This window comes from Streptomyces sp. NPDC001292, assembly GCF_042896465.1.
Taxonomy (GTDB): domain Bacteria; phylum Actinomycetota; class Actinomycetes; order Streptomycetales; family Streptomycetaceae; genus Streptomyces.
Map to the genome: position 1 here is coordinate 1 of NZ_JBIAXG010000035.1, position 17,147 is coordinate 17,147.

At 73.2% G+C, this 17,147-nt stretch carries 12 protein-coding genes; 7 read left to right on the forward strand and 5 right to left on the reverse strand.

The annotated features are described in order from the left end of the window. Nucleotides 1-554: 554 nt before the first annotated feature. Nucleotides 555-1,118 (reverse strand): MarR family winged helix-turn-helix transcriptional regulator, encoded by a 564-nt coding sequence (locus tag ACFY4A_RS30020; protein WP_390832483.1) that lies wholly within the window; start codon nucleotides 1,116-1,118, stop codon nucleotides 555-557. 167 nt (nucleotides 1,119-1,285) lie between these two features. On the opposite strand from ACFY4A_RS30020, the gene ACFY4A_RS30025 reads away from it, so the two are divergent. Next, entirely contained in the window at nucleotides 1,286-2,557 is a 1,272-nt protein-coding gene (locus tag ACFY4A_RS30025; RefSeq protein WP_390832557.1) for an MFS transporter, read from the forward strand. Between the two features lie 66 nt (nucleotides 2,558-2,623). Here ACFY4A_RS30025 and ACFY4A_RS30030 read toward each other — a convergent pair whose 3' ends face one another. Together ACFY4A_RS30030 and ACFY4A_RS30035 are read right to left on the reverse strand one after the other, a co-directional pair. Beyond that, complete coding sequence (locus tag ACFY4A_RS30030; RefSeq protein ID WP_390832484.1) at nucleotides 2,624-4,309, reverse strand: SpoIIE family protein phosphatase; 1,686 nt, start codon at nucleotides 4,307-4,309, stop codon at nucleotides 2,624-2,626. A 234-nt stretch (nucleotides 4,310-4,543) separates the two neighbouring features. Continuing rightward, the gene (locus ACFY4A_RS30035) at nucleotides 4,544-5,920 is read right to left on the reverse strand and encodes an NAD(P)/FAD-dependent oxidoreductase (RefSeq protein ID WP_390832485.1); all 1,377 of its coding nucleotides are present in this window, start codon (nucleotides 5,918-5,920) and stop codon (nucleotides 4,544-4,546) included. Between the two features lie 395 nt (nucleotides 5,921-6,315). On the opposite strand from ACFY4A_RS30035, the gene ACFY4A_RS30040 reads away from it, so the two are divergent. Together ACFY4A_RS30040 and ACFY4A_RS30045 are read left to right on the forward strand one after the other, a co-directional pair. Next, nucleotides 6,316-7,083 carry a TetR/AcrR family transcriptional regulator gene (locus tag ACFY4A_RS30040; protein WP_390832486.1) on the forward strand — a complete coding sequence of 256 codons (768 nt, stop codon included), beginning with the start codon at nucleotides 6,316-6,318 and terminating at the stop codon, nucleotides 7,081-7,083. Nucleotides 7,084-7,537: 454 nt separating this feature from the next. Further along, nucleotides 7,538-8,392: a sigma-70 family RNA polymerase sigma factor gene (locus ACFY4A_RS30045; RefSeq protein WP_390832487.1), complete on the forward strand. Its 855-nt coding sequence runs from the start codon at nucleotides 7,538-7,540 to the stop codon at nucleotides 8,390-8,392. Here the strand turns inward: ACFY4A_RS30045 and ACFY4A_RS30050 are convergent. Further along, nucleotides 8,379-10,478 carry an asparagine synthase-related protein gene (locus ACFY4A_RS30050; RefSeq protein ID WP_390832488.1) on the reverse strand — a complete coding sequence of 700 codons (2,100 nt, stop codon included), beginning with the start codon at nucleotides 10,476-10,478 and terminating at the stop codon, nucleotides 8,379-8,381. The two genes, ACFY4A_RS30045 and ACFY4A_RS30050, sit on opposite strands and share 14 nt — an antisense overlap. 683 nt (nucleotides 10,479-11,161) lie before the next feature. Here ACFY4A_RS30050 and ACFY4A_RS30055 point away from each other — a divergent pair. From ACFY4A_RS30055 to ACFY4A_RS30070, 4 genes are all read left to right on the forward strand, one after another. Next, nucleotides 11,162-12,589 carry an MFS transporter gene (locus ACFY4A_RS30055; RefSeq protein ID WP_390832489.1) on the forward strand — a complete coding sequence of 476 codons (1,428 nt, stop codon included), beginning with the start codon at nucleotides 11,162-11,164 and terminating at the stop codon, nucleotides 12,587-12,589. An 85-nt stretch (nucleotides 12,590-12,674) separates the two neighbouring features. Next, entirely contained in the window at nucleotides 12,675-13,895 is a 1,221-nt protein-coding gene (lhgO, locus tag ACFY4A_RS30060; protein WP_390832490.1) for an L-2-hydroxyglutarate oxidase, read from the forward strand. Between the two features lie 67 nt (nucleotides 13,896-13,962). Then, nucleotides 13,963-14,805 (forward strand): tRNA (guanosine(46)-N7)-methyltransferase TrmB, encoded by an 843-nt coding sequence (gene trmB / locus ACFY4A_RS30065; RefSeq protein ID WP_390832491.1) that lies wholly within the window; start codon nucleotides 13,963-13,965, stop codon nucleotides 14,803-14,805. A gap of 19 nt (nucleotides 14,806-14,824) precedes the next feature. Then, a complete protein-coding gene (locus ACFY4A_RS30070; RefSeq protein WP_390832558.1) occupies nucleotides 14,825-16,168 on the forward strand; it encodes a PrsW family intramembrane metalloprotease in 1,344 nt (447 codons plus the stop codon). 19 nt (nucleotides 16,169-16,187) lie between these two features. Here the strand turns inward: ACFY4A_RS30070 and ACFY4A_RS30075 are convergent, their stop codons facing one another. Then, nucleotides 16,188-17,132 (reverse strand): aldo/keto reductase, encoded by a 945-nt coding sequence (locus ACFY4A_RS30075; protein WP_390832492.1) that lies wholly within the window; start codon nucleotides 17,130-17,132, stop codon nucleotides 16,188-16,190. Nucleotides 17,133-17,147: the final 15 nt, after the last annotated feature.

The window sequence follows — 17,147 nt, forward strand, 5'->3', positions numbered from 1 at the left end:
GGTCATCCCGGTGACACACACGGGAGCGGAACCAAGGAGAGGAATAGTCCCCTCGGTTCACAGCGTCCTCGCTGTGTTTTTTCAAAGGAACCTCGTCCCAGCCAATGCTGGAGACGGGGTATCAACATATCTGGCGTTGACTTTTGGCACGCTGTTGAGTTCTCAAGGAACGGACGCTTCCTTCGTACTCACCCTCTCGGGCTTTCCTCCGGGCGCTTCCCTTCAGTGTTTCCGACTCTATCAGATCTTTTTCGACCTGACTCCCAGTCAGCGGGATTTGTCTTCGCGGCCGTTGGGCCGTTCCGACGTCTCAAACCTTAGCGGATTCTCTCGGTGATTCCCAATCGGCCCTCGGGGCGCCGGATCAAGATCGACGAGTCCCACTCGAATTGAATTCGGGCACGCCGAAAACAATCCCGGATGGGAGATTGTGCTGGTGGTTTGGGTGCCGCTCATGCGGCGGAGGTGTCGACGAGGAACCGTTACGGCCCCGCGGCAACCCGGAGAACATTACGGATCCGGCAGGCGACTGTCAAGCGTCCCCGCCGGGGTTCTCAGTCGAGGTCGCTGAGCCGTCCGCCGGCGTCCGGCTGGGCGTGCTCCACACGGCGCAGGATCCTGGTCAGGACCTCACCGAGGGCCGTGCGCTCGGCCGGGGAGAGGTCCTGGAGGAGGTCGCCCTCGAAGACCGTGGCCAGCCGCATGGCCTCGAGCCACTTCTCACGGCCCTCGGACGTCAGCTCCACGATGACCCGGACGCGGTTGGCCTCGTCGCGCTCCCGGGTGACCAGGCCCTCGGCCACCATCCGGTCGATGCGGTGGGTCATCGCGGCGGGGGTGAGGCCGAGACGCTTGGCGAGGTCGCTCGGGCCCAGGCGGTAGGGGGCGCCGGAGAGGACGAGAGCCTTCAGCACCTCCCAGTCGGCGTTGCTGATGCCGAGCGCGGCGGTCTGCCGGCCGTAGGCCACGTTCATCCGGCGGTTGAGCCGGGCCAGCGCGGAGACGATCTGCTCGACCTGGGGGTCGAGGTCCTGGAACTCGCGCTGGTAGGCGGCGATCTGTTCTTCGAGCGCAGGCTCGGTGCCGATGCCGTCGATGCCGCCGGGGGTGTCACCCATGCCCGCAGTATGGCACGCCACCGCTTGGCATTGAAGTCCTTCCAGGTGTACTGTTTAGCATCGAAATTTAGCTTCGAAGTCTTCAGCCCTAACTACTGACTACTTCAAGCACCCATCCACCACTTGCTCAAGAGAGGGTGAACGTGACCAGGGCGATGGGCGCAGCGATGCGCCGGATCCACGTGGGCAACGCACTCAGCGCGTTCGGGCTCGGCTTCACCGTTCCCTACCTGTACGTCTATGTGGCGCAGGTGCGGAGTCTGGGAGCCATGACGGCGGGGATCGTCCTCGCCGTCTTCGCCGTGGCCGCGCTGATCGTGCTGCCGTTCGCCGGCCGGGCGATCGTGCGGCGCGGCCCGCTGCCGGTCCTGCTCGCCGCCCTGGTCACGGCCGCGCTCGGCGCGCTGAGCCTGGGACTGGCGGGCGGAGCCGGAGCCGTACTGCTGTCGGCGGCGGCGCTCGGCGCGGGGCAGGCCGTGATGCAGCCGGCGCTGGCGACGATGATCGTGGACTGCTCGACGGCGGAGACGCGGTCGCGGGCGTTCGCGATGCAGTTCTTCCTGCAGAACCTCGGGCTGGGCGTCGGCGGCCTCATCGGCGGCCACCTCGTCGACACCACCCGGGTCTCCTCCTTCACGCTGCTGTTCGCTATCGAGGCGGCGGTGTTCCTGCTGCTGGCCGTGCTGATGTCGACGGTGCGGATGCCGCACTCGCCGCGGATCGCCGACGAGTCGGCGCGGGCCGGACAGCCGGCGGCGACCGGCTGGAGGCAGCTGCTCGGGAACCGGGCGATGGTGCAGCTGTGCGTACTGGGCTTCGTGCTGTTCTTCGCCTGCTACGGGCAGTTCGAGTCGGGCCTGAGCGCGTACGGCGTGGAGGCCGCCGGCATCGGTACGTCGACGCTGGGGACGGCGCTCGCCGCGAACACGCTGGTGATCGTGGTGGCGCAGTTCGCCGTGCTGAAGTTCGTGGAGCGGCGGCGGCGGTCGCGGGTGATCGCGGCCGTGGGGCTGATCTGGGCCGTGGCGTGGGCCGCGGCGGCGTACGCGGGGCTCGGGCACGGCAGCCAGGCGATGGCCACGGCCGCGTTCGTCTCGACGTACGCCCTGTTCGGGCTCGGTGAGGCGATGCTGTCGCCGACGGTCGCGCCGCTGGTGGCGGATCTCGCTCCGGAGGGAATGGCCGGGCAGTACAACTCGGCCTTCGCCCTGGTGAAGCAGCTCGCGCTGGCACTCGGACCTGCCGCGGGCGGTCCGCTGGCGGCCGCGCTGCCGGGGCCGTACGTGGTGACGTTCCTGCTGTTCTCGCTCGTGATCACCGTCCTGGCGCTTCGGCTGGGGCGGGGGCTCAGTGCCGTGCAGGACCATCCGTGGGCCGCGCGGAGCCGCGTGGTCGCTCGGGGCGGGGTGACCGCGGAGCCGGTGGGCGCGGAGGCGTGAGCCCGCGCCCGTCCGCCGGCCGTGGGGCCGCGCCCCGGACCCGGGCACCCCGGTGGACGGTCCGCCTCAGCGCGGGCCCCGTCGGCCCACTGCCCCTGGCAGGGTGAACTCGCACCACACCGCCTTGCCGCCGCCCGGGGCTCTGCGCGAACCCCAGTTGGTGGCGATGGCGGCGATGATGGCGATGCCGCGGCCCGACTCGTCGCCCGGGTCGGCGCGGCGGCGCCTGGGGAGGTGGTCGTCGCCGTCGGTGACTTCGACGATGAGGCGGCGGTCGGTGCGCCGAAGGCGCAGTCGCATGGGCGGGCTGCCGTGCTGGAGGGAGTTGGCGACCAGTTCGCTGGCGGCCAGGACGCCGAGGTCGTGCAGATCCGGCGGGAAACGCCAGCTGGTGAGGACGCCGGAGGCGAACGCACGTGCGCGGGGGGCCGCTTCCACTCCGCCGAGCAGTTCCAGTGCGGCGTTGCGGAAGAGTTCGCCGTCCGGACCGGTGCGGGCGGGGTGCTGGAGGACGAGGACGGCCACGTCGTCGTCGTGGTCTGCCTGCACGCCGGCCGAGCGGACCAGGCGGTCGCAGACCACCTGGGGTGAGCCGGTGGCGCCGGCGAGGGCGCGTTCCAGCGCGGCGATTCCCTCGTCGAGGTCCTGGTCGCGGCGTTCCACCAGGCCGTCGGTGTAGAGGACCGCCGTGGAGCCGGGGCCCAGCGGGACCGAGCCGGAGGCGTGCACCCAGCCGCCGGTGCCGAGCGGCGGACCGGTGGGCTCGTCGGCGCGCAGCACGGTGCCGTTCTCGTCGCGGACCAGGATCGGCAGGTGCCCTGCGGAGGCGTACACCAGTCGGCCCTCGTTGGGGTCGTGGACGGCGTACACGCAGGTGGCGATCTGGTTGGCGTCGATGTCCGCGGCGAGGCCGTCCAGGAGTTGCAGGACCTCGTGCGGGGGCAGGTCCATACGGGCGTAGGCGCGGACGGCGGTGCGCAGTTGGCCCATGACCGCGGCGGCACGCACCCCTCTGCCCATCACGTCGCCGATGACCAGTGCCGTGCGGCCGCCGCCGAGGGTGATGACGTCGTACCAGTCGCCGCCGACCGCGGCCTCCGTGCCGCCCGGCTGGTAGGTGGCGGCGATGCGCAGGTCGTCGGGCTGCTCCAGCACCTGGGGCAGGAGCGAGCGCTGGAGGGTGACGGCGGTCTCGCGCTGCCGGCGCTCGCTGGCGCGCAGGCGTTCGGCGGCGTCGGCGTGGTCGGTGACGTCGGTGGCGAAGACCAGAACGCCGCTCCCCCCGCGGCCGTCGTCCTTCGGCTCGGCGACCGGTGTGCACGTGAACGTGTAAGAGCGGCCGTCCGGTGCCTTGCGGGACTTCAGGGTGCGGGGCCTGCCGCTGCGCAGCACCTGGTCCAGGAGCGGCAGCAGACCCAGTTCGTGCAGTTCGGGCAGGGCCTCGCGGGCGGGTCCGCCGAGCGGGCGTACGCCGAAGGCCGCCGCGTAGGCGTCGTTGACGTAGGCGATGCGGTGGTCGGGGCCGTGGACGAGGGCGACGAGGGCCGGGACGCGGTCGAGGACCTCACGCGCGGGGAGTTCGTCGACGGCGGGCACCGGCACTGTCTCGTCGGTCAGTTGTTCGGCGCGGGCCACGGGTACGGTGCCGTCCGCCCGCCGGTCCGGGACGGTCGCGAGATCGGGCCGCGCTGCGGCGCGGCGCTGCGTTCCGGTGATTCCGGGGAGCCGGGCGCTCCAGCGCGTGAAGTTCACGAATCCTTGCCTCGTGTCGTCGTCTCAGGCCAGCTCCGGGCCCGGCCGGGGGTCAGGGGCCGCGCGGCGGTGACCGCACATTCTTACTGTCCCTGGGGTGCGGCACAGCGGGAATGCGTCATCCGTGCCGGGCGGGCGGATGCCCGTCCCCGGTCGCGGGCCGGTTGGGCGGTGTGGCCGACCGCGCCGACATCCGTTGGACGCCGGGTCGTTCGGCGGAGTTCCCCGGTCCGGTCAGGACGACCCTTTCGGGTTGATGTTCGGGTCGAGAGGATGCTTTCCCCCGGCCGCGAGTTCGAACTCCGCCCGGGGATGTTCGAGCGAACCCAGGGAGACGATCTCCCGTTTGAAGAGTCCCGCCAGCATCCATTCGGCGAGCACCCGGGTCTTGCGGTTGACCGTGGGCACCCGGCTGAGGTGGTAGGCGCGGTGCATGAACCAGGCGGGGTAGCCCTTCAGTTTGCGCCCGCAGACCTGCGCGACGCCCTTGTGCAGTCCGAGCGAGGCGACCGAGCCGGCGTATTTGTGCGCGTACGTCTCCAGGGGTTCGCCGCGCAGGAAGTGGCTGATGTTGTCGCCCAGGACCCTGGCCTGACGGACCGCGTGCTGGGCGTTGGGGGCGGTGAGGCTGCCCGGTTCGCCGGTGGTGACGTCGGGGACTGCGGCGGCGTCGCCCGCGGCCCAGGCGTGCTCGACGCCCTCGACGGTCAGCTGGGCGGTGCACTTCAGGCGCCCGCGGTCGTTCAGCGGCAGGTCGCTGGCGGCGAGGATCGGATGCGGTTTGACGCCCGCGGTCCACACGACCGTACGGGTCGGGAAACGCTCCCCGTCACTGAGGACGGCGACCCGGTCGGCGCACGATTCGAGGCGGGTCCGCAGGAGGACCTGGATGTTGCGGCGGCGCAGTTCGGTGACCGTGTAGCGGCCCATCTCCTCGCCGACCTCGGGCAGGATGCGGTCCGAGGCCTCGACGAGGATCCACTTCATGTCCTCGGGCTTGACGTTGTGGTAGTAGCGGGCGGCGTAGCGGGCCATGTCCTCCAGTTCGCCGAGCGCCTCCACGCCCGCGTACCCGCCGCCGACGAAGACGAAGGTGAGGGCCGCGTCGCGGATCGCGGGGTCGCGGGTGGAGGAGGCGATGTCCATCTGCTCGATGACGTGGTTGCGCAGGCCGATGGCCTCTTCGACGGTCTTGAAGCCGATGCCGTAGTCGAGCAGGCCGGGAATGGGCAGGGTGCGCGAGACGGACCCCGGGGCGATGACGAGCTCGTCGTACGCCAGCTTCTCGGTGCCCCCGGTCTCCTCGGTGGCGAGGGTGGTGAGGGTCGCGGTGCGGTGTGCGTGGTCGATGGAGGTGGCCTCGCCCACGATGATGCGGCACCGGTCGAGCACCCGGCGCAGCGGGACGACGACGTGCCGGGGGGAGATCGCGCCGGCCGCGGCCTCGGGCAGGAACGGCTGATACGTCATATAGGGATCGGGCGTGACCACCGTGATCTCCGCCTCGCCCCGACTGAGCTCCTGTTTCATCCGCCGCTGCAGGCGCAGGGCCGTGTACATCCCGACGTAGCCGCCGCCGACAACGAGAATGCGCGCACGTTCCTTCACCATCCCATGACGCACCCGGCGCTCTCGTTTGTCCACAGCCCCGGCGAATTGTGTGACGGTCGACCGAGCGGCGCGGGCTTGGCCGAATTGTCGATACGTGCGGAAAGGGCGCAGGTCAGTGGGTGTGCGCCGGGGGGCGGAAGGGGGCGCAACACGGACGTATACGGCTCGTACTCCGATCGGGGGGCGCTCCGTGCGGAACCTGCCCCTTCTGAATTGACTCCCTCTCAACTATGTTCGTTTGTCGACGGGGTGTGGGGGATGTGGTCCGAGCGAGCCCGCCGAGTACCACCGGCTCTCGGGGGCGGGCTTGATCGTGCGTGATCCCGTTCCACGCGCTCCGGAACCAGAGACGGGGAGAGTCTCCGGGGGGAGACGTCATTACCGGGGGATCACTTATGCACATTCAGGGCACTCACTGGTCCACCGCGTCCGCCGTGGCACCCGGTGGCGGGGCGATGGGCACTGCGGCGGGCAACGCGCGCGGGGACGAGCCCCGGACGGGCCGGACGGCGCCGCTGCGCGTGGACGCACAGCGCAACCTCGAGCACGTGCTGCGGGCGGCCCGCGAGGTCTTCGGCGAGCTGGGGTACGGCGCGCCGATGGAGGACGTGGCGCGGCGCGCGCGGGTCGGCGTCGGCACGGTGTACCGGCGCTTCCCGAGCAAGGACGTCCTGGTGCGGCGGATAGCCGAGGAGGAGACCTCCCGGCTGGCCGACCAGGCGCGAGCCGCGCTCGGCCAGGAGGACGAGCCGTGGTCGGCGCTGTCCCGCTTCCTGCGGACGTCGGTGTCCTCCGGCGCCGGGCGGCTGCTGCCGCCGCAGGTGCTGCGGGTCTCGGTCGCCGAGGACCGGGCCGACCCCCGGGTGCCGCAGCAGCGCGCCCAGCCGGGCTCCGGGGAGCTCAGGCTCGTGGCCGACGGGGCGGCGCTCAAGTCCGGCACGGTGGAGGACGACGCGGGGGCGGCGGCGCTGCTGGAGGTCGTGGGCCGGCTCGTGGAGCGGGCGCGCGCGGCGGGCGAACTGCGGCCGGACGTGTCGGTGTCGGACGTGCTGCTGGTCATCGCGACGGCGGCGCCCTCGCTGCCGGACGCGGCGCAGCAGGCCGCCGCTTCGGCCCGGCTGCTGGACATCCTGCTGGAGGGGTTGCGCTCGCGGCCGGCGTGAGCCGTGTCCGGCGGGCCTTCCCCGTACGGGTGAGGACGGTACCGGGGCGCGACAGGCCCCCACGGACGAGTGGAGGATCCCTGCCCCCGGGGCCCGGCGGTGGTCGGCGTGGCACTCCGGCCCGGTGATCGGGGCGTCTGACCGACAACGGGGGCGTTTGCGCGATGAGCGTCGACGGGCGTGGCGACGGCGTCGGCGACGGCGGGTCGCGGACGAACGGGCCGGATTCTCCGCAGGTGCCGGCCCAGGGCGGACCGTCCGGTGTTCCGCGCGGCGCCGGGCGGCCCCGGGGAGGCGTATCCGCGCGGGGCGGCGCCCCGGCGCAGGGCGGCATACCCGCGCAGGGCGGCATACCGGCGCAGCGTGAGCCGCTCGAGGAGGTGATCCGCCGTCCGCGGCGGAGCAGGCGCCCTCGGCCGACCTGCCGCCCTCCGACGCCGACCTGATCGGGTGGGTGCGCACGGGCGACGACAGCGCGTACGAGGAGCTGTACCGGCGCCACGCCGACGCCGTACGCCGGTACGCGCGCACGTGTCGCCGGGGCGCCCACACCGCCGACGACCTGACCGCCGAGGTGTTCGCCCGGGTGCTCCAGGCGGTGCGCGGCGGCTCCGGCCCCGAGCACGCCGTACGCGCCTATCCGCTCACCACCGTCCGGCGGGTCGCCGCGCAGTGGACCAGGACCGCCCGGCACGAGCAACTGGTCGACGACTTCGCGGTGTTCGCCGCGCAGGCCGCGCGGGCCGCGGAGCTGTCGGACGACGCCGCCTCCAGCGGCTCGTTCGGAGCGGGCCTGGACCTCGGCGCCGACGTGCGCGCGACGCACGAGGCCGAGCAGTCGATGGCCATGCGGGCCTTCCGCTCGCCGCCCGAGCGGTGGCAGGCCGTGCTGTGGCACACCGAGGTCGAGGACGAGTCGCCGAGTGCCGTCGCCACGCTCTTCGGGCTGGACGCCAACGGCACGCGGGTACTGGCCGGCCGGGCCCGGGAGGGTCTTCGGCAGGCCTACCTCCAGGCCCACGTCGGTGCCGCCCTCACCGCGGACGAGGAGTGCGCCCGGTATGCCGACCAGCTCGGCGGCTACGCCCGCGGCAAGCTGCGCTCCCGTGCCGAGCGGGGGCTGCGCAAGCACCTGGAGGAGTGCGCCGAGTGCCGGCCGGCAGCCCCCCGGATCGCGGAGGTCGCCGGCGGCATCCCCGCAGTGGTCCCGGTCGCCGTCATCGGCTGGTTCGGCGTCGTCGAGCCGCACAGCACCTTCGACACCGTGGCCCTCGCGGACTGGGCCGAGTCCCGGTTCACCCGCCGGTAGGGCTCGCCCGGCCGCCGGAGGCCAGCGCGCCCCGCTGCGGCGCGATGCCCGCCGGTACCGCTCGGGCCCGCGCGGGTGTGCCGGTCCAGCAGGTGCCGCGGCGGGACAGCAGGCGCCGCAGCCACAGCTCCAGGGACACCAGTTCCGCCAGACCGTCCAGCGGCAGCGGCTCGCCCTGCGCGGCCGCGCGCAGGGCCTTGCGGACCACGCGGGCCTCCACCAGACCGGCCTCGGCCAGCAGGGGGGTGGCGAACAGGTCCACCAGGTCGTTGACGGCCACGCGCAACCCGGTGCGGGACGCCGCCGCGGCCGAGGCGTGCGAGGGAGCGCCCCAGCCGGGTGGCAGGTCGCCCACCCCGGCGCCCTGGAGGACCGTGCGCAGGATCACCGCGCGGGCACCCGGCTGCACCCGCAGGGCCTCCGGCAGGGCCCGGCAGGCGCGGACGACCTGGTTGTCGAGGAAGGGCGTGTGCAGCCGCTGGGAGCGGACCTCGGCCGCCTGCTCGAGCACCCGCAGGTCCGCCGCGTGCCGGGCGAGGGCGGCACGCGCGCGGTAGTCGCCCGGTCGCTGCCCGGGCCCCACCCCCGAACGGTTCGTCGCCCCTTGCAGGCGAACCGATACTTCAGCCAGCGCCTCTCCGGTCAGCCACCGGGCCGCCGGCCCGGGTCTGGCCCAGGTGAGTGCGGCCAGCGACGCCCCGACGGTGCCTCCGGGCTCGTCGAAGCGGCGGCGCAGCAGCCGTTCGGCGAGCAGGTCGAGTCCCGCGCGGTAGGGCGTCCGCGCCAGCCGCCGCGCCGCGCCGTACACGCGCGCGGGGACCATGACCGATCCGTCGGCCTTGGCGAGCGCGGCGACGGGCCGGACCAGAGGGCGGCGTTTGCGGTCCATCAGCAGGTCGGCCAGGCGCGCGGGGTGGGCGTCCAGGACCTGCCGGGCGCCGTGGCCGGTGAAGTGGTCCGCGCTGCCCGACGCCAGCCGCGCGCGGTGCCGCGCCGCCGCGACCAGGGACGGGCCGGGTTCGTCGGTGAGGGGTCCGTCCAGGTCGGCGTAGGGCAGCACGTCCTCGCCGCCGGTCACCACCACGTGGTGCAGGCGGGGGTTGGCCGCGAGCGTCCCGGCGCGTTCCAGTTCGGCCTCGCGCCCGGCCGCCGTCAGATCGTTGAAGGTGACCGCGAGCAGGCGCTCGCCGGCTCCCGTGCCGTGGCCCAGGAGGGTGCCCGGCCGGCCCGGAAGCCCGGCGGCGAGCAACGCGAGCGTGCCCGAGGCCGGTCCGCCGGACAGGTCGGCCCCGATGCCCGGCACCGGCATCCCGCGGGCCGCGCGGCGCTCGGCGGGGCCCATTCCGGGCACCGGGCCGGGGTCGATGTCGGGTACGTGCCGGGGCGCGGACAGACGGGCGCGGACGGCTTCCACCAGCGCGTCGCGCACCGCGTCGACCGCGCTGTCCGGGTCGGCCGGCGGCGCGGCCACCGCGAGCGAGGCGACGGGCTCGTACCCGGCGACCTCACGCGCCCCCGTCCGAAGGATCAGCGCATGCCCCGGCGGAATGCGCCGTACGCCCTCGTAGGGTGTGGAGTCGTCCAGCGCCGCCGGTACGTCGGGGGCGGCCAGCAGGGCGGCCAGATGCCCGAAGTCGAGGTTGGCCTCGACGAGGTCGGCCAGCGGCAGCGCGGCCGTCGCGTACGCCGTGCCGCCGGCCCACGGGGTGTGGAACACCGGGCGGGCTCCGGCGAGGTCGCCGCAGACGGTGACGCGGCGGCCCACCTGCACGACGGCGGTGTAGCTTCCGGGCCAGGCCGTCAGATGCCTGAGCGCGCCCCCGCGCGCGGCGAACAGACCGACCCGGAGCTGTTCGTCGGAGGCCCCGCAGATGCCGAGCACCGCGATCCTGGTCCGAGCGTCGGCCTGCACCACACGGACCTCGTCCGGACGCCAGTCGCCGACCGCCCACAGCGGGTCGGGGTCGCCCCACAGGAGCTGGGAGCCCACCGGATGCAGGGTCTGGCCGTCGTGTCCGGTGGCGCCCGCGGAGCCGATCCCGGTGGCGCCCGCGGCGGTGCTGCTCCATCCCACCAACCACCGCATCGAAGCCTCCACCGCTTGTGGGCAACCAGCGCACCGCAACGAACCGGGTCACCATGCTGCCACGAAGGAGGCGCGCCGGAGGGGAGGCGGAGCCGCCTTCGGTGCGGGGTGCGCGCCCCCGCGCGCCTGCCCCGGTGGTGGCGAACGCCCGTACCGCGCAAGGCCGCTGCGACTCGAATGCGCCCCCTGTTGCGCTCCCCACAACACCCTTCGCGCCCTCAAGTGCCGTGGTGGGAGCCGTAATCGACGGCGGGGAGCTCGGTCGATTTTCGGCCAATTCCGCGCCATGGGGACACGTGCGCGCACGCTCCGTACTCGCTCTGCGCATCGCGCAGACAACACGCGGTCCGGGAGGCGGAGTTCGCCCCCCGGACCGTTCCGCCGCCCGCGGGGATGAAGGCGGCGGTGTCCCCCAGCCCACTGGATCCAGTACAGCGGGCCGACCCACGCAGGACCATGGAATCGCTCCCCCGGTGGCCGGAGAAGAGCGCACGCACGGGCGCACGGCCACACAACGGGGGCACGCCGCAACCCTGCGTGCAGGGCCCGCACTCACGTGCGGGCCACAATCCCGCCATCCGGAAGAATGCCCCTTAACGCTTGGGATGCGGCGAACTACGCTGGGTTTACGAATGCCGCGTGGTTATGCCAGCGCGGCAGCCGTCTGTGTCGAGGGGTGGCGCATGTCCAGGGAGCAACGCGGGCCGAACGAAAAGCTCGGCGCCGTTCTCGCCCTCGCGGGAATCAGCAACGCAGGACTCGCGCGGCGCGTCAACGACCTCGGCGCCCAGCGTGGGTTGACACTTCGCTACGACAAGACCTCGGTGGCGCGCTGGGTTTCGAAGGGGATGGTGCCGCAGGGTGCGGCGCCGCACCTCATCGCGGCCGCCATCGGGCAGAAGCTCGGCCGCCCGGTGCCGCTCCACGAGATCGGCCTGGCGGACGCGGATCCCGCACCCGAGGTGGGCCTCGCCTTCCCCAGGGACGTGGGCCAGGCGGTGAAGTCGGCGACGGAGCTGTACCGGCTCGACCTCGCCGGCCGCCGGGCCGGCTCCGGCGGCATCTGGCAGTCGCTCGCCGGATCGTTCGCAGTGAGCGCATACGCAACGCCCGCCTCACGGTGGCTGATAACCCCGGCCGACAGTTCGGTGGCGCGCGAGGCGGGCCCTGCGGAGGCCTCCGGCGCACCGATCAAAGTCGGCCACAGCGATGTGCGGAAGCTGCGGGAGGCCGCCGAGGACGCCAGACGCTGGGACTCCAAGTACGGAGGCGGCGACTGGCGTTCGTCGATGGTGCCGGAGTGCTTACGCGTGGAGGCGGCGCCCCTGCTGCTCGCCTCGTACTCCGACGAGGTCGGCAGGGCACTGTTCGGCGCCTCGGCCGAACTGACCCGGCTCGCGGGCTGGATGGCCTTCGACACCGGCCAGCAGGAGGCCGCCCAGCGCTACTACATCCAGGCGCTGCGCCTGGCCCGTGCCGCCGCCGACGTGCCCCTCGGAGGCTACGTCCTGGCATCGATGTCCCTCCAGGCGACCTACCGCGGCTTCGGTGACGAGGGCGTCGACCTCGCGCAGGCCGCCCTGGAGCGCAACCGGGGCCTGGCCACGGCCCGCACCATGAGCTTCTTCCGGCTCGTCGAGGCACGCGCCCACGCGCGCGCGGGCGACGCCCAGGCGGCCGGCGCCGCCCTGAAGGCGGCCGAGGGCTGGCTCGAGCGGTCCCGCGACGGGGACAACGACCCCTCCTGGCTCGGCTTCTACGGCTACGACCGGTTCGCCGCCGACGCCGCCGAGTGCTACCGGGACCTGAAGGCACCCCGCCAGGTCCGCCGCTTCACCGAGCAGGCGCTGTCGAAGCCCACGGAGGAGTTCGTCCGCTCGCACGGCCTGCGGCTGGTCGTCTCGGCCGTCGCCGAACTGGAGTCCGGCAACCTGGACGCGGCCTGCGAGCAGGGCGTGCGGGCCGTGGAGGTCGCCGGGCGGATCTCCTCCGCGCGCACCACGGAGTACGTCAAGGACCTCCTGCACCGGCTGGAGCCGTACAGCGACGAGCCACGCGTGGTCGAGTTGCGCGAGCGGGCCCGCCCGCTGCTGATGATGACCCCGGCCTGAGCCGGGCCCGGCCGGACACCCCGGCCGCGCGGTCCCGCCGGATCGAGGGCATTGTCAGTGGCGCAGTGCACTATCGAGGCGGGAGGTGGAGCAGGTGCGGCCGGACATCGCTCACGACTGCGACGTGCTGGTGATCGGAGGTGGCATCGTCGGCCTGTCGACGGCGTACGCGATCACGCGCGCCGCGCCGGGCACACGCGTGACCGTGCTGGAGAAGGAGCAGGGCCCGGCCCGGCACCAGACGGGACGCAACAGCGGGGTGATCCACAGCGGGATCTACTACCGGCCGGGCTCGCTGAAGGCGCGGTACGCGGCGGGGGGCGCCGCCGAGATGGTCAAGTTCTGCGCGGAGTACGGCATCGCGCACGAGGTGACCGGCAAGCTGATCGTGGCGACCGGGCGGGAGGAGCTGCCCCGGCTGCACGCACTGGTGCAGCGCGGCCGGGAGAACGGCATTCCGGTGCGCGAGCTGGGCCCCGCGCAGATCGAGGAGTACGAGCCGGAGATCCGCGGACTGGCCGCGATCCACGTGGGGACGACGGGGATCTGCGACTTCACGGCGGTGGCCCGGCAGCTCGCGGAGGCATCCGGCGCGGAGATCCGGTACGGGGCCCGGGTGGTCCGGGTGGACCGGCGGCCGGAGCTGGGGGTGGCCGTCCTGACCGGGCGCGGTGACGTCGTCCGCGCGCGCGTGCTGGTCAACTGCGCGGGGCTGTACTGCGACGAGGTGGCGCGGCTGACCGGGGACGAGCCCGGGGTGCGGATCGTTCCCTTCCGCGGGGAGTACTACGAGCTGGCGCGGCCGGAGCTGGTGCGGGGGCTGGTGTATCCGGTGCCCGATCCGGCGTTCCCCTTCCTCGGTGTGCATCTCACCCGCGGGGTCGACGGCGGAGTGCACATCGGGCCCAACGCGGTACCGGCGCTGGCCCGCGAGGGCTACGGATGGGGGGTCGTGCGGCCGCGGGAGCTGGCGGGGACGCTGAGCTGGCCCGGGTCGTGGCGGATCGCCCACCGGCACTGGCGGTACGGGGCGGGCGAGCTGCGGCGGTCGGTGTCGAAGGGCGCCTTCACGCAGGCGGTGCGCCGGCTGATGCCCAGGGTGCGGGAGGAGGACCTGGTGCCGGCCGCCGCCGGGGTGCGGGCGCAGGCCGTCCTGCGGGACGGCACGCTGGTGGACGACTTCCTGATCCGGGAGGGCGCCCGGGCGGTGCACGTGCTCAACGCGCCCAGTCCCGCGGCGACCGCCTCGCTGCCGATCGGGCGCGAGGTGGCGAGGCGGGCCCTGGCCGTGCTGGCGTCGACGTGAAGGGTGCGCCGGGTCCTGTCGGCCTTGAGGGCCGGTTCGTGTCGGCCCCCGTAAAATCGTTCCCACTGTGACTGACTCGCTGAACACCCCCCAGGCTCCCGCCCCCGGTGAGCTGCCCCGGCACGCGCCCGGCGTGTCCGTGCGGCACACCCGGGCCAAGGGGGAGCCGCGTTTCCCCGACGGGCCCAAGGCCGATCCGGCCGGTTCGCACTTCGAGCGGCGGATCCGCAGCTTCCAGCCGCGCCGGAGCCGGGTGACCGCGGGACAGGCGGACGCGTTGCAGCGGCTGTGGTCCACCTGGGGGCTGGACATCGACGGGCAGCGGGTGATCGACCTCGCCGAGCTCTTCGGGAACACGCGCCCGGTCGTGCTGGAGATCGGCTTCGGGATGGGCGAGGCCACCGCCCGGATGGCGGCCGAGGACCCGGACACCAACATCCTCGCCGTCGACGTGCACACCCCGGGCCAGGGCAACCTGCTGAGCCTCGCCGACCGGCAAGGCCTCGGCAACGTCCGCGTCGGCAACGGCGACGCCATCATCCTGCTGCGCGAGATGCTCGCCCCCGACAGCCTCGACGGGCTGCGCGTCTACTTCCCCGACCCCTGGCCGAAGAAGCGGCACCACAAGCGGCGGCTGATCCAGCCGGAGTTCCTGACGCTGGCCGCCACCCGGCTCAGGCCCGGCGCGATCGTGCACTGCGCGACGGACTGGGAGCCGTACGCGCAGCAGATGCTCGACGTGCTGACGGCGCACCCGGACTTCGAGAACACCCGGCCCGACGGCGGTTTCGCGCCACGTCCCGGCTTCCGGCCGCTGACCCGTTTCGAGGGCCAGGGACTGGTGAAGGGTCATGTGGTGAACGACCTGCTCTTCCGTCGCGTGCCACACGAAGACCAGCACCCGCAGTGACCTCGTGAGGGCCGATGCCGTGGCCGCCTGCCCCCCGTACCCGACGCCTCCCGGCGCTCCCGGCGGCCCGTCCCGCCACGCGCACTGGTGGCAGCGGCGATGGGTCAGGTACGGCGCCCTCGTCACCCTGCTGGCCCTCTCCGGGCTGGTCATCCTCGCCCTCGTGCGCCGGCAGACCGGCACCGAGGGGTTCCTCGTCGGGCTCGGGCTCGCGGTGCTGCCCGTACCGCTGCTGACGGCCGCCTTCCGCTGGCTGGACCGGGTCGAGCCCGCCCCCTGGCGGAACCTGGTGTTCGCCTTCGCCTGGGGCGCCTGCGCGGCGGCCCTGATCGCGATCGTCGCCAACAGTTTCGCCACCCACTGGATCGCCACGGCGACCGCCGACCCCGCGGGCGCCGACACCCTGGGCGCGACGGTGATAGCGCCGGTCGTGGAGGAGTCCGCGAAGGCCGCCGCCGTCCTGCTGGTCTTCCTCTTCCGCAGACGCGACTTCACCGGCATCGTCGACGGGGTCGTCATCGCCGGGGTGACCGCGACCGGCTTCGCGTTCACCGAGAACATCCTCTACCTCGGCAACGCCTTCGGCACCGACCAGCTCACCGGTGACCGGGGCATCGCCTCCGTCACCGCGGCGACCTTCTTCGTCCGCGTCATCATGTCGCCGTTCGCGCACCCGATGTTCACCGTGCTCACCGGCATCGGCTTCGGCATCGCCGCGATGTCCGGGGGCCGCCGCCCGCGGCGCCTGCTGCCGCCGCCGACCGGGTTGCTGCTCGCGATGGGCATGCACGCCCTCTGGAACGGCTCGGCGACCTTCGGCGAGTACGGCTTCCTCGCGGTGTACGCCGCCATCATGGTGCCCGCGTTCGGGCTGCTGACCTGGCTGGTCATCTGGACCCGGCAGCGCGAGCTGAGGACCGTGCGCGAGGAACTGCCCGCGTACACCGCCGCCGGATGGCTCACCCCGGCCGAACCGTTCGCCCTGGCCTCCATGCGGGCGCGCAGGCTGGCCCGCGATCACGCCAGACGCCACCTCGGCAGGCAGGCGGCGCGGACGGTCGCCCAGTACGAGGCGTACGCGACCTCACTGGCGTGCCTCCGGCACCGCGGGCGCCGGGGGCGGGCCGGGGCCGACTTCGCCGTACGGGAGCGGGAGCTGCTGCACGAGCTGTGGCGCAGGCGGGAGGTGGCGCAGCCCGCGCTGGACCACGCGGCCAGGATGACGACGCCCATGGCCGCGCCCCCCTGGCCGGGGTACGGGGTGTACTGCGTGTACGGGGTGCACCCGCAGCCGCTGGGGTACGGGTCGTACGGGCCGACGGCGCCGTATCCCTCGTACAACCCGTACCGGACACAGCCGTAGCGGCCCTGGGGGGCGGGAGTTACGCCGACGCCCGCGTCAGCTTCCCGAGTTCCTCCTCCGTCAGCCGCAGCTGCGCGACCCCGAGCAGCGCCGGGAGCTGTTCCACCGTCCGCGCCGAGGCGATCGGGGCGGCCACCGTCGGCTGCGCGGCGAGCCAGGCCAGGGCCACCGTGGCGACCTCGGCGCCGTGGGCCCGGGCGACCTCGTCCAGAGCCGTGAGGACCTTCTGGCCGCGCTCGGTCTCGAGGTGCTTGGCCGCGCCCTGCGCCCGCGCGCTGTCCACCGTCGTACCGGGCCGGTACTTGCCGGTCAGGAAGCCGGAGGCGAGCGCGTAGTACGGGACGGCGGCCAGGCCGGACCGCTCGGCGACGTTCTGCAGTTCGCCTTCGTAGGTGTCGCGCGAGACCAGGTTGTAGTGCGGCTGGAGCGCCACGTACCGGGCCAGACCCTCGCGCTCGGAGAAGTCCAGGGACTCCCGAAGGCGCTCGGCGGAGATGTTGGAGGCGGCGATGTGCCGGACCTTGCCCGCCCTGACCAGTTCGTCGAGCGCGCCGATGATCTCCTCGACGGGGACTTCCGGCTGGTCGAAGTGCGTGTAGTACAGGTCGATGTGGTCCGTGCCCAGGCGCCTGAGGGAGGCGTCGGCCGCGGCCTTGATGTTGGCGGCGCTCAGACCCTGGTAGTCGGGGTGCTGGCTGACCTTGGTGGCGATGACGACGTCGGAGCGGTTGCCGCGCTCCTTGATCCACTCGCCGATGATCGTCTCGGACTCGCCGCCCTGGTTGCCCTCCACCCACGCGGAGTAGGAGTCGGCGGTGTCGACGAAGTTGCCTCCGGCGGCCGTGTAGGCGTCGAGGACGGCGAAGGACTGCTCCCAGTCGGCGGTCCAGCCGAAGACGTTGCCGCCGAGGGCGAGCGGGAAGACCTCGAGATCGGACGAACCCAGTTTGCGCAGAGAAGTCATGTTCAACATCAACAA

Bases quoted from the DNA above. Each gene is read 5' to 3' on its own strand.
- ACFY4A_RS30040 (WP_390832486.1), top strand. From the start codon at position 6,316: ATGCACATTCAGGGCACTCACTGGTCCACCGCGTCCGCCGTGGCACCC.
- ACFY4A_RS30035 (WP_390832485.1), bottom strand. From the start codon at position 5,920: ATGGTGAAGGAACGTGCGCGCATTCTCGTTGTCGGCGGCGGCTACGTC.
- ACFY4A_RS30020 (WP_390832483.1), bottom strand. From the start codon at position 1,118: ATGGGTGACACCCCCGGCGGCATCGACGGCATCGGCACCGAGCCTGCG.
- ACFY4A_RS30055 (WP_390832489.1), top strand. From the start codon at position 11,162: ATGTCCAGGGAGCAACGCGGGCCGAACGAAAAGCTCGGCGCCGTTCTC.
- ACFY4A_RS30075 (WP_390832492.1), bottom strand. From the start codon at position 17,132: ATGACTTCTCTGCGCAAACTGGGTTCGTCCGATCTCGAGGTCTTCCCG.
- ACFY4A_RS30050 (WP_390832488.1), bottom strand. From the start codon at position 10,478: ATGCGGTGGTTGGTGGGATGGAGCAGCACCGCCGCGGGCGCCACCGGG.
- ACFY4A_RS30025 (WP_390832557.1), top strand. From the start codon at position 1,286: ATGCGCCGGATCCACGTGGGCAACGCACTCAGCGCGTTCGGGCTCGGC.